The following is a 14,451-nucleotide window of genomic DNA, read 5'->3' as shown; positions in this document are numbered from 1 at the left end:
GATGGTACTGCATTTTGTGGGAGAGTATGTCGCTGCCTTTTTTATGGAAGTCCTCATCATTTATTTGATGGGGACTTTTTTTGTTTTATATAAATTTTTAGAAAAAATTAAGTAAAGATAGTCGAACAGAGAAGTTAAGCCCGTTTGCGTCCCGTCCCGAAGTTTCGGGATTGGGAGTACTGCATTTTACTTCGTCTGTTCGCTACGCTCGGGTGTGGGAGTCCCGATAGCTATCGGGAGTCGCTGTCCTGCCTGCCGGCAGGCAGGCTTTTTTAGTGGAACCCTTTACAGAAATGTAGAGGGTTTTTGTTTTATATAAATTTTTAGGAAAAATTAAGCAAAGATAGTCGAACAGAGAAGTTAATCCCGAAGTTTCGGGATCGGGAGTACTGAAATTTACTTCGTCTGTTCGCTACGCTCGGGTGTGGGAGTCCCGATAGCTATCGGGAGTCGCTGCCCTGCCTGTCGGCAGGCAGGCTTTTTTATTGAACTCTTTATCAAAGATGAAGGGTTCTTTTTTTATAGGAGCAGCGTGTCCCCGCTAAGGCGGGTCGATTGAAACTATAGGTATCCACCATAGATGTTTCGGGATTAGAAAGCGGCAGCTATTTTGTTAGAATTTATAATTAATTGCTCCTAAAGGGCCACAATTAATAAAATTAAATACTGCTTTCAAGTTAGCAGAGTAGTACAAAAAAACTCGAAATTTTTTATTTCGAGTTTTTATTGTGAACTATTTATAAGATTATTTTATTCTAAAAATAACTTTTCTAACAAGACTTCTTGTCTCTGGAGAACTTGGATCGTATGTTTGGTCTTCTCCAGCAGAAATAGCTTTTAATCGGTAAGGTTCTATTCCTAATTTTACTAAAGTTTCTTTTACATAATTAGCCCTATCTAACCCTAATTTTTTATTGAATTCATTTGGACCTATTTCATCAGTATACCCAATCAAATCCATTTTAGCTTCAGGATTTGTCAATAAATAAGTTAGAATGAAGTTGACACTATCATTTGAAGAACTCTTATATACAGACTTCCCTGTTTCGAAAAATATACAAATGTAGCCTTCATCTATTGCTTTCTTGAATATATCGTCATTTGATTTTGTTGTATTATTACTTAAATTTCCGTTGACATTCCCTTTATTTAAGTCCAAATATTTTTCGACTTCATCAGGAATATTATTTTTATTTTTATCAAGCATAATCCCTTTGCTGTCAACCAAAGCTCCTTCTATTGAATTATTTTCTAAATCTATATTATCCGGAACTCCATCTTTATCAGTATCAATCAATTTAGATTCAAGCTCAGAAAGTCTTTTTTCTAATTCAGCATTTTTTGCTTCATCTAGTTTCTTTAGTTCTTCTTTTTCTTCATTGATAATTGGTTTTCCTAATTTATAACTTATTCCTAATGAAAAACTACTCATTTGACCTGTCAAATTGTTCTTTTCATCAGAAACATTTCCATCCCACGTATGGTGTTGTCTAAAGTTATTTATTATCGTTACATCTAAAAATAATGAAGTTTTCTTGGTTACATTATAGGAAGGAGTAAGTCCTAAAATAAGTCCTATGATATAATCAGGTGAACCAATTATTTGATTTTGTGATGACTTAATAGTTTTTAAAGAAGCAATATTCAATCCTAAATGAGGTTGTAATTTAAATCTTGAAAATTCGTCTAAACCAAACAACATATTGATATTTAACATTGTTTGAATAGACCATCTAAATTGAGCCACATCAAAGTCAAAACTTCTATCACTTCCAGGGATAAATCTATCAAAAGCCAAATCAGATTTAAAAGTTACATATTTATTAAGATAATATCTTGCACCAATAGTAACCGAGTTTAAACTTAACTCTCCTAAAAACTTATCATTTACTGTTGAATAATAGCCGTCATTGTAGGGTCTAATTCCTCGACTACTTCCAAAAGAAAAATCCAAAGACCATCTATTTATTTTAGTTTTTTTTGTGCTTGCTGTATCAATAATTTCTTGTGAAAAAGAAGTACTTGCAACAAGAATTAATAAAAGTAAAGACAAATGATTTCTCATAAGAATATATATTTTTTTGCAAATCTATTCATTTTAAAAGTCGTTAAAAAACAGCAAATTAATTATTAACAATTTCAAAACATTCATCACATTTTTAATTTAGGAAGTAATGATTTGTTAATGTTTTTTTAATGATATACTTGTATTATATAATTTTATATTAACAATAACTTGACAATTGCGCCTTTAGTTTGCATGTAGCAAAAATCTAAAGCATGAAATTATTTTACACCTTACTTTTATTCACAATATCTCAATCTATTTTCTCTCAAACGGGTATTATCTCAGGAAGCGTTGTTGATGAATCAAGCGGATCATCATTACCTGGAGTGAATGTTACTTTAAAAGAATTAAAAAAAACCTTAACTAGCGATTCTGATGGAAAATTTATTTTTAGAAATATTCCTGTTGGTATTTACGAATTAGAATTTCGATTTATCGGCTATGAGACAAAAGCAGTGTCGGAAGTAAATGTAATTGCTAATGAAACAACCAGTATCAACGCTTCATTAAATTCCCAAAAAAATGTATTGGATGAAGTAGTAATTACGAGAACAAAAGCAAAAACTGAATCAGTTAAATCATTATTGATTGCTCAAAAAAATAGTGCCAATGTATCCGATGGTATTTCTGCTGAAACCATAAAAAGAACTCCCGACAAAAATACTTCAGATGTACTAAAAAGAATAAGTGGTGCGAGTATTCAAGACAATCGTTTTGTCATTGTTAGGGGTTTGAATGATCGTTATAATGCCGCCTTTTTAAATGGTGCTCCATTACCTAGCTCCGAATCCGATAGAAAAGCATTCTCTTTTGATATTTTTCCTTCTAATATGTTGGATAATTTAATTATAACTAAAACTGCTTCACCCGATTTACCAGGTGACTTTGCTGGAGGTGTCGTTCAGGTAAATACAAAATCGGTTCCTGATAAAGATTTTCAAACTATTACTATTGGTACTGGTTACAATACCATAACAACAGGTAAAACTCAAAGAACTTACAAAGGCAGCGGTACTGATTGGTTGGGTTTTGATAACGGAACACGTGCTTTACCTTCTACCATTCCTAATACTGAAGTATTTAGCACTTTGGGTTTTCAAGAAAGAGTAGATGTAGCAAAATCGTTTCAATCCGATTGGAACATCAATAATAGTACTTTTGCCCCAAATTATAGTTTTCAGTATTCTATAGGCCATCATTTTGATATTAAGGATAAAACATTGGGAATTATGTTTTCGGTTTCCAATAATAAATCAAATAATTTTAATACTGCTTTGAGAAATGATTATGAATATCCTGGTGCTGGTATTCCTGCCGAATTAACACAAAAGTATACTGACAGCAATTATAGAGAACAAGTTTTAACTGCAGCTCTGGCCAATTTTTCCTTAAAATTTAATGATAATCACTCTGTTTCTTTTAAAAATATTTTGAGTTTGAATTCCACTGATTTAGTTCTAGAAAGGTCTGGGCAAAGAGATTATCCAGAGGTTAGGATAGTTAATACAGATGTAAGATGGTTTAGAAGTAGCAGAATTTATTCAGGACAACTAAATGGGGAACATTATTTTTCTAAGCCAAAAATTAAACTGAACTGGACTGGATTTTATAGCGATATAAAAAATGAAATTCCAAATCTGCGTTCGAATGCTTATACTATTGCTGACCCTAATAGTACAAATCCATCAGACACGACCCCTATTGCTATAATTGAAACTAATAATGGCTCACCAGATTCTGGTGGATTTATGTTTTGGTCTGAGACTAAAGAGTTTATCACAGGAGGTAAAATAGATATTTCAAGAAAATTCTCTATTGGTGAAAAATTGAATAATGAAATAAAAATTGGTGCATTTACTCAATATAGAGAAAGAAACTTTTTTGCACGTCAATTGCAATATAATAAGCTGACACAAGGAGGAGGTACATTTGATTCAGCTCTGTTAGAATTACCAAATGCAACAATATTTAACGTTGCTAATATGGGGCCACAACCTTCAGGAAAAAATGGCTTTACCCTTTTTGATGCTACAAAATTTACAGATGCCTATTTTGCAACATCTAGATTACATGCCGGGTATCTCATGTTGGATAATCGTTATAAAAAGTTTAGACTGATTTGGGGCGTTCGATTTGAAAGTTTTACACAAACTTTGGATGCAAGAAAAACTGAAGAAGTATATTTAGCATTAAATAAAAAACAAAATGATGTATTACCGTCTGTTAATTTAATCTACGCTATCACAAGCAAACAAAACTTACGAATTAGTTATTCTAAAACTTTAAACAGACCTGAATATAGGGAATTAGCTCCTTTTGGTTTTTACGATTTTGAAACTCAATTTTTTACGCAAGGAAATGATACTTTGACAAGAGCTACTGTTAAAAATTTTGATTTACGGTATGAATTTTATCCCGGAAAAGGGCAGCTACTTTCAATTTCCTATTTTAGAAAAAATTTCAAAAATCCAATAGAACTGAAGCAGGAAATTAATAATAAAACGGTAACCTACAGAAATGCAGAAAGTGCTGTAAATAGTGGAATAGAATTAGAATTTAGAACCTTATTAAGTTCCATTTTTACAAACGAAAACACGACTGTATTTGATGATATCACATTATTTGCCAACACTGCAATAATTAAATCTGTAGTTGATGTTGGAAATTTTAATACCGCTAATACAGACACAAGTGTTCCACTCCAAGGACAATCACCATTTGTCGTAAATGTAGGTGTACAATATTTAAACAAAGAGAATGGTTGGGTTTTTTCTTCCAATTTAAACAGAGTTGGAAACAGAATAGCGATAGCTGGAAATCAATTTAATCCAGCTTTGTGGGAAAAAGGAAGGACAATGATTGATTTTCAAGTGGCAAAAAGCTTAATGAAAAACAAAATAGAACTGAAACTTAACATTCAAAATGTTTTGGCTCAAGATCAAATTTTCTATCAGAACGATTACACTAATGCAGATAGATATGGAACTTTTGAAACTTTGGGTAATTATATATTTACTGGAGATTATCTTTATGAAGATGGCTATAATCCAAAATACGATATTCTATTTTGGCGTATAAAATATGCACCAACATTTTCTTTTTCAATGACTTATAATTTTTAAAAAGTTCTTTACTAAAAAGATAAGTAATGATTTAGCACGAATTGAAAGAATAATTGAATGTAAAAAAAATTATATACATTTTTATTCTTTTGACTTTTCTAAACTAAGATTTATGAGACTAGATTTATGAAAATTCTTTACACGGTTCAGGGCACTAGTAACGGTCATATCACAAGAGCTATAGAAACTATTCCCTACATACAAAAAAAAGGAAATTTAGGTATTCTTTTCAGTGCTATAGAAACTGTAATTGAGTTTCCATTTGATGTAAACTATAAATTTAAAGGACATTATACCGTTTACTTACCTTCCTATGATGCTATAGAAATTATCAAAAAATTAAAAAGAATAGAACAGGTCGAATGGCATTTTTTTTTAAAATATAGCTCAAAAAAATACAAAGTTTTCAACCTATCTATAAACCCTATAAACTCAAAACTTATTCCCAAAAGTAGGACTTCGGCTGAAGGAGTAGTAACAAACACTGGATTTGACAAAACCAGTGAAGCATTTTTTCTTAGAAAGAAACTGTTAGTAATTCCAATGAAAAAACAATTTGAGCAACATTGTAATGTTGCCATGTTAGCAAAAATGGGAGTTACCGTACTAAAAAAATTAAACAAAAAAATGATTCAACCTATACTAGAGTGGGGCAACAAGAATACGCTGGTAGAAGTAAAGTATAAAGATAATGGTAAAGCTATAATTGATTTAATCTTTAAAAATCATCCTGTTTTAATTGATAACATTCCAATTGACAACTAATTGATGTGAAGAAGTTAGAACAAAATATTGATTTGTCTTTCAATTATACAAAAGCTGATTTTGGTGATGACTTTTTATGGGGAGTTGCATCTTCTGCATTTCAAACTGAAGGCCATCATGATAAATTTGGAAAAGGAGCATCAATATGGGATGAATTTTCTAGTAGAAAAAAAGCCATCTTAAATAATGATTCTCCTAATATTGCTACCAATTTTTATGAAAATTATAAAGAAGACATAAAACTAGTAAAAGCATTATCCATACCCTATTTTAGATTTTCAATTTCGTGGTCAAGAATTCTTCCAAATGGTACTGGAGAAATAAATCAAGAGGGAATCAATTTTTATAATGATGTATTAGATGCCTGCAAGGAAAACAATGTTGAACCATTTGTAACCTTATACCATTGGGATTTACCGCTAGAACTAGAAAAAAAAGGTGGATGGACTAATCGAGATATTTTAGAATGGTTTGAGGAATACACTACAGTTTGCGTCAACGCTTTTAAAGATAAAGTAAAGTACTGGGTTGTTTTAAACGAACCTTCTATTTTTGTTGGTGCGGGTTATTTTTTAGGAATTCATGCACCAGGAAAAAAAGGAATAAATAACTTTTTGCCGGCAATGCATCATTCCCTACTTTGCCAATCTATAGGTTTTAAAACCATCAAAAAAATTGATCCAAATACGCAGGTAGGAACTACTTTTTCATGCACTTACATTACCCCAAAAACGTACAGTGAAAAAGACATTAAAGCCGCCGAAAGGATAGATACTCTTTTAAATAAAGCGTTTTTAGAACCTTCATTAGGACTAGGATATCCAATTTCTAAATTGCCCTTTTTAAAACATATTGCTAAATACACTCTAAAAGGGGATGAAGATTTGATTAAAGTAGAATTTGATTTTATAGGACTTCAAAATTATACTAGAGAAGTAATAGAACATCATTCTTATACACCTTATGTTAATGCTAAATTAGTAGCTGCCAATAAAAGAAATGTAGATACCACTTTAATGAATTGGGAAATACATCCAAAGTCAATCTATATGATGATTTTGAAATTTAGTGAATATGAAGGTGTCAAAAAAATTATTATTACTGAAAATGGTGCTTCATTCCTCGATGAAGTTAAATCAGATATAATCCATGATGAAAAACGGGTCAGTTTTATAGAAAGTTATTTACAACAAGTTTTATATGCAAAACAAAAAACAGACAAAGTTAAAGGGTATTTTGTATGGTCATTGACCGATAATTTTGAATGGACTGAGGGTTACAAACAACGATTTGGATTAATCTATATTGATTACGATTCTCAACAAAGAATTATAAAAAAATCTGGTATTTGGTACAAAAAATTTTTAGAAGGCAAGTAAATTTAGTAAACATAAATTAACATTTGATAAAAAATTGTGTCTTAAATAGAGCTGTTAACCCTAACTTAACAAATAGTAAAATATAAATTTACATTGAAGGCAAATTAGCAAACTATTCCTTTACCTAATAATCATCTTTATTTAATTTATTTTTTACACTCAATTATTCTGTTGAAACTATGTTTGCCATGTCTAACAAAAAAACATTTTTAAAAAATGAAAAAAAATTATTTAATTGCGCTTTTGGCATTATTTGTCAACTTTGCAAACGCTCAACAATTTATTGAGTCAACAACTTATCGTGGTGCCTTTGCACCTGGAACTCCAATGTGGACGGATTCATGGACCAATTATGATCCTATCAATGAACCGTATCTTGATGCTGCAACTGTTGTAAACGTAACTGCTGATATTACAGCAAACACAACGTGGACAACAGGTAAAACTTACAAATTAACAGGTTTAATTTATGTAAGAAACAATGCCACTCTAACTATCCAACCTGGTGTAGTAGTTAAAGGACTTTCTTCGGTTAACGGGACAGCTTTAATTATAACTAGAGGTTCTAAATTAAATGCTATTGGAACTGCAGCAAGTCCAATTGTGTTTACCTCTGGGAAAACAGTTGCTCAAGGAAGACAACCTGGCGATTGGGGTGGAATTATCATGTTAGGAAAAGCTAAATTTAATGCTAATAATGGTGTAAACAACATTGAAGGTATTACAGCAAATGTTAACACTGAATATGGTGGTGGATTAGCTCCTGTCGATAATGACAATTCTGGTACATTAAAATATGTTAGAATTGAATTTGGTGGTTATGTTTTCTCGCCAAATAATGAAATTAATGGATTGACAATGGGTGCTGTAGGAAGTGGCACTACCATTGATTATGTTCAAGTATCCTACACTAATGATGATGCTTTTGAATGGTTTGGTGGTTCTGTAAACTGTAAACACTTAGTTTCTTACAGAAACTTGGATGACGATTTTGATACTGATAACGGTTATAAAGGTATTGTTCAATATGGTTTAATTGTAAGAGACCCTTCTATCGCTGATAACCCTTCGGTTTCAACTTCAGAAAGTTTTGAGTCTGATAATAATGCTGCAGGAACTGCGTCAGCTGCTGGTTTAGATACTACTTCTGCATTATTTACAAACATTACTTCTGTAGGACCATCTTTCCGTGCTACTTTAGCTCCAACTACAACATTAGCTGTAGGACATGAAAGAGCATTGCGTTTAAGAAGAGCTACTCAATTGAAAGTCTTCAACTCTATTTTTATGGACTTCAAACAAAGTATTGTATTTATTGATGGATCTCTTGCTGTTGGAAATGCTAACGGTGGTACTTTAAAGTTTGTAAGTAATATTATGGCAGGTGCTGTTGGTACCTTTACAGGAGGTATTAACCCTACTTCATTAAATTCATGGTTTACATCAAACGGAAACACGACTCAAGCATCTAGTGCTGGTTTATTGGCTTTACCTTATAATGCTACTACAAATACCTATTTAGGTTTAGATTACAGACCAGGTACTTCTAGTGCAGCTTTAACTGGAGCTAATTTTACTGATAGCGCCATTGCTCCTTTTGTAATTCCTCCTACGCCTGGTACAACTCCAGTGGTAACAAACGTTACCTATTGTAGAGGTGCTGTAGCTGTTCCATTAACAGCTACTATTACTGGTACTGGTACTTCTTTATTATGGTATACTGTGGCTAGTGGTGGAGTAGGTTCAGCTACAGCTCCAACTCCTACAACATCTACTGTTGGTGTTAAAAATTTCTGGGTTTCTCAAATGAATCCAGGATCAGGAGAAAGCGCAAGAGTATTATTAACAGTTACTACATTTGCTTTACCAACTGAAGTTTTAGGTACAATTACTGGTGTAGGTCCTGTTGGATCGACTTCTACAACTGCAATTGGACCATTTGTGGGAACTACTTCTCAATTTGTTTATTCAATTCCAGCTTTTGTAGATACTACATTATCCTATTTATGGACTGTGCCTTTGGGAGTAAATATTATTTCTGGACAAGGAACAAATAGTCTAACTGTAAACTTTGCTAACGTTGCTTTTGGTGCTGGTGCTGTTGGATCAATCCAAGTACAAGCTGTAAATGCAAATGGATGTAGAACTGCTGCAAAAGCTATAGCTTTAACAAAAGCGTTACCTGCTGCACCAGGAACAATCAATATGTACGATATTACTTCGACTACTCCTACTACAAAAATTACTAACTATGCAAAATATATGGGTTCTACTACTCCATTAATGCTAACTGCAACTCCTGTTGTTGGTGTTACAACTTATGAGTGGGATTTACCAGCTGGTGTTACTATAAGTATTCCTGCAGGAACTCCTGCACCAGTAAATACAAGTGTAAACTATACAGCAGAACCATTTTTTAGTCCATCAACTGGATCGCTTCCTACAGGAACCAGATTTTGGACAGTCAACAATTCCACTTACACTATTGATGTAAATGGTACTCCAACAACAATTACTGTTTCTCAATGTGCTCAAAGATACCAAGGTGGTGGCGCATATCCTTCTACTACTGCACCTTACTTACAATACGGAACGGTAGTTAGAAGTAACTCAAACTCTATTTTAGTAAATTTTGCTGGAGTAACAAACCCAGCTACAACGACACTATATGTTGGAGTTAGATCACTTAACGGTGTTGGATATTCTGTTACAAATAATACAAATAATGCTGATGTTTTAGCTAATTTAACAGGAATTCCAGGTTTGTTTAATACAACGTATACAGCAACAGAGACATTAATTACTCCTCCTAATATTCAGGGAAGTACAACTTACACTCCAAGTGGATTTGCTCCAAAAACTTCAAAATTGAAAAAGTTTACAGGTACAATACCTAAAGCTCCTTCAACTTTAGTATTAACTAATCCAGCTTCATCAACACCAACTACTGCTATAACTAATGCAGGTGTGTTTTTAGGTACATCTACTTCATTAACATTGACTGCATCAGCATCAGCTCTTGCATCGTCATACTCTTGGGAGTTACCAGCGGGTGTTATTCAAACGTCTGGAGGAAATTCAAGAATTATCACTGTTGATTTATTTGGTGTAGCCCCAGGTACAACTACATTATATTTTGGTGTGAAAGCGGTTAATGGAATTGGTTCTTCAGTAACAGATAATACTGCTGCTGTTCCTGCAATTTCTTCTACTGCTAAATTGTTAAAAATAACAAACAAAGCTCCTGCTGCTGTTTCAACTGTAACGGGTACACTTACTGCTATTAGCTGTGGAACTACCTATAGCTATACGATGACTGCATCTCCATTAGCAACCTCTTACATTATTACTGGTCCTACTGGTTCTGTGGTTACTTCTGCAAGTAATCCTACAAATCCTACAAATACTATTACTACAAGTGATTTAACTTTCTCTGTTGTTTATCCAAGTAACTTGGCAACGGTAACACCAAAAACTATAGTTATCACTTCCGTTAATGGTTTTGGAAATAGTACAACAAACAAAACACTTACTGTTGTTCCAGCTACATTATCATCGGTAGGAACTATAGGAGGAGGTTCAACATTTAGCAGAACAATTCAGAAAACAATTTCAATTCCTGCTATTACAAATGCTACTACATATACATGGTCAGTAGTGAATGGTGCGGTAATTGTTTCTGGTCAAGGTACAAATTCAGTTCTTGTAGATTTTTCTCTTGTACCATTAGCTTCATCTACAAATGTTGTTTCTGTTTTTGCTAGTAGTAATTGTGGTGTAAATACACCAACAAAATCAATTACATTAACTGCTACATTACCAAGAATGGCAGAATCTACAATTATTGATGAAAATGTTTATAGCAATACATCAGTATATCCAAACCCTGCTACATCTGAATTAAATATTGATATTGATGCTTCGATAAGTGGAGATGTTCAAATGTCAATTTATTCAATTACTGGTATTATGGTAATGAACTCAAAAACTATTAAGTTAGAAGAAGGTAGAAATACTATCAATGAAAATATCTCAAATTTAAGCAATGGACTTTACATTGTTAGATTAGTAGACTCTTCAAACAAAGAAGTAATGGTTAAAAAATTAATGAAAAATTAATTTTTAAATCATAGTTTTAAGGGCCGCCAATTTGGCGGCCTTTTTTTTTCTACTTAATTAAAAAATAACTTAAACATAACAATATAAAAATAATAGTAATTAATTCATTTTTACCTTTATGGTTTTAATTATTATGATGAAAAAGCTATATCTATTATTATTATTTTTGCCCTTTTTTTGTTCTTTAAATGCACAAATTATAACTTTTCCAGACTCAGCATTTAAAGCTAAATTATTAGAATCAAGCCCAAATAATTTTATTGCGAGAAATTTAAATGGCGATTACTTTTCTATAGATTCTAATTCAAATAACGAAATTGAATTTACAGAAGCTTTAGCAGTGGCCTATTTAGAAATTGATAATTCTTCCATATCCTCATTGAGCGGAATTAACAATTTTACTAATTTACTACTACTTAACTGTGAAAACAATTTACTTACCAACTTGGATGTTTCAGGTTTAATCAATCTTACCATTTTAAATTGTAGTTCTAATCAATTAGCTAATTTAAACGTAAATGGTTTAACCGAATTACTGAATTTAAATTGTCAATACAACCAACTTACTAGTTTAAATGTTAACGGAAGTACGAATCTTGAAATCGTAAACTGTAGCTATAACCTCATTGCTAGTTTAGTTTTAAATAACTTATTAAATCTGGAAGAAGTTAATTGTAATGACAATCTGATTACTTCTATTGGCTTAACTGATTTAATTAATCTTTCTTCTTTGAACTGCAGCAACAATAGGTTGACTTCACTAGATACAACCAACTTAACAAGTCTTGAATTTTTGAATTGCAACACAAATTTGTTGGTTTCATTGACGATTAATGGTTTAGTTAATTTTAATGAATTGAACTGTAGTAATAATTTATTAACGTCTTTAAATTTAATAAACACATCCAATCTAAGCGATTTGAATTGCAACTTCAACCAATTAACTTTGATTAATTTAAGTGGTTTGATTGGATTAAAAAATTTTAGCTGTAGCAATAACCTTTTAATCGCTCTTGATCTTAATGGTTTGACTCAATTAAAAGATGTAGACTGTTCGAATAATGTAATTACAACCATTAGCTTTTTAAATACAAATCAACTGCAAAATCTAAACTGTAATAACAATCAACTTGTTACTTTAGCAATTAGTAGTTTGATTAACTTAAAGTATTTGTATTGTAATAATAATTCCATAATTGATTTAAATACAAACGGACTTAATACGCTATTAGTCCTAAGTTGTAACGCGAATGAAATTACAACTTTAAACCTTTCATCAACAAACAATCTACAATCTTTATACTGTTCAGATAATCAAATTGCATCATTGAACTTGAGCAATTTGTTTAATTTTCAAAATCTATTTTGCTCAAATAACCTATTGAACAGTTTGTTTATAAAAAATGGAAGTTTTGAAGATAACTTGCAATTAACGGGAAATCCTAATTTGGAATTTATTTGTGCAGACGCATTTCAAATGGAATTTGTTCAGGATGAAATTAATGATAATAACTATACCAATTGTCATGTCAATAGTTATTGTTCATTTGTGCCAGGAGGTATCTCGTATACAATTCAAGGTAGCAGCAAATTTGACATCAATTCAAACGGATGTGATGCCTTAGATATTGTATTCCCTAATTTACAAATGGCTTTCTCTGATGGTTCAGTTACAGAAAACCTTATTTCAAATACTTCTGGTAATTATGCTCAATCAGTAAAAGAAGGTACTTATACAATTACTCCAATTCTCGAAAACCCAAATTATTTTTCAATTACACCCTCAACAGTTTCGGTAGAATTTCCTTTTCAGGCAAGTCCTTTGCTTCAGAATTTTTGTGTATCATCAAACGGAAATCATGCCGATTTAGAAATTGCTTATTTGCCATTAAACAATGCAAATCCAGGACAAGAGGCAAATTATAAGATAGTCTATAAAAATAAAGGAACAATTACACAATCTGGAAATGTAAGTTTAAATTTTAATGATGCCATTTTAGATTTTTTAAATTCTAATCCAGCCGCAACATCACAAACCGTAAACAATTTAAACTGGAGTTTTTCTAATCTGAAACCACTTGAAACAAGATCCATAGTAGTAACATTAAGAGTAAATGCCACAACCGATACACCATCGGTAACTGTTGGTCAATTATTACCTTATACGGCTATAATATCATCTTCAAATTCGGATGAATTTCCAAACGACAATGCAATAACGTTAAATCAAAAAGTGGTTAATGCCACTATTACAAATGATAAAGTTTGTATAGAAGGGAATAGTATTTCAACTTCTCAAATTGGCGATTATTTACATTATTGTATTCGATTTAAAAACACAGGTACCGCAATCGCACAAAATATAGTAGTAAAAGATGTAATAGACACTTCTAAATTCGATGTTAATTCGTTAATCCCTCTAGATGGAAGTCATCTGTTTGAAACAAAAATCACCAACATTACTACTGTTGAATTTATTTTTAAGAATATTAATTTGGCTTTTGGCCTTAATAACAGTGAAGGTTTTGTTCTTTTTAAAATCAAAACGCTACCAACGCTGACAAATGGAGACACATTTTCAAATACAGCTTCTATTTATTTTGATTATCTGGCTCCTTCTTCAACAAACATTGAAACAACAATTATACAAACTTTAGCCAATCAAAACCTTGCATCTTCTGAAAATTTCAAGGTATATCCTAATCCTGTAAAAGAAGTTTTAAATTTATATGCTACTGGTTTATATACGGTTAATTCTATCAGCATCTTTAATTCACTTGGCCAGTTAATCCAAATAATTGCAAATCCAACTAATCCATCTATTAATGTATCCAGATTAAAACAAGGTATTTATTTCATAAACATTAGTACCGAAAATGGAATTACAAGTTTTAAATTCATAAAAGAATGAATTTATCAATAAAAACTTTAATATAATGTATTAATAAATTCGGAGAGCAATGCTATTTTTTAAAACAATAGCTTTCAAACCACAAAA

At 31.7% G+C, this 14,451-nt stretch carries 6 protein-coding genes; 5 read left to right on the top strand and 1 reads right to left on the bottom strand.

The features are described from left to right. Positions 1-745: 745 nt before the first annotated feature. A complete protein-coding gene (locus ACK5ON_RS09350) occupies positions 746-2,065 on the bottom strand; it encodes an OmpA family protein (RefSeq protein WP_409821917.1) in 1,320 nt (439 codons plus the stop codon). Positions 2,066-2,280: 215 nt separating this feature from the next. On the opposite strand from ACK5ON_RS09350, the gene ACK5ON_RS09345 reads away from it, so the two are divergent. From ACK5ON_RS09345 to ACK5ON_RS09325, 5 genes are all read left to right on the top strand, one after another. After that, a complete protein-coding gene (locus ACK5ON_RS09345) occupies positions 2,281-5,190 on the top strand; it encodes a TonB-dependent receptor domain-containing protein (RefSeq protein WP_409821915.1) in 2,910 nt (969 codons plus the stop codon). 126 nt (positions 5,191-5,316) lie between these two features. Continuing rightward, positions 5,317-5,955 (top strand): glycosyltransferase family protein, encoded by a 639-nt coding sequence (locus ACK5ON_RS09340; RefSeq protein WP_409821913.1) that lies wholly within the window; start codon positions 5,317-5,319, stop codon positions 5,953-5,955. A gap of 5 nt (positions 5,956-5,960) precedes the next feature. Beyond that, positions 5,961-7,334, top strand: coding sequence for a GH1 family beta-glucosidase (locus tag ACK5ON_RS09335; protein WP_409821911.1), 1,374 nt, complete (start codon positions 5,961-5,963; stop codon positions 7,332-7,334). Between the two features lie 216 nt (positions 7,335-7,550). Further along, on the top strand, positions 7,551-11,453 hold the full coding sequence (locus ACK5ON_RS09330; protein ID WP_409821909.1) for a T9SS type A sorting domain-containing protein: 3,903 nt from the start codon (positions 7,551-7,553) through the stop codon (positions 11,451-11,453). A 133-nt stretch (positions 11,454-11,586) separates the two neighbouring features. Next, entirely contained in the window at positions 11,587-14,364 is a 2,778-nt protein-coding gene (locus ACK5ON_RS09325) for a T9SS type A sorting domain-containing protein (protein WP_409821907.1), read from the top strand. Positions 14,365-14,451 lie beyond the last annotated feature (87 nt).

The sequence above is a fragment of the Flavobacterium sp. genome (genome assembly GCF_046317795.1).
Classification (GTDB): domain Bacteria; phylum Bacteroidota; class Bacteroidia; order Flavobacteriales; family Flavobacteriaceae; genus Flavobacterium.
This window is presented reverse-complemented; position numbering and strand designations above follow the sequence as displayed.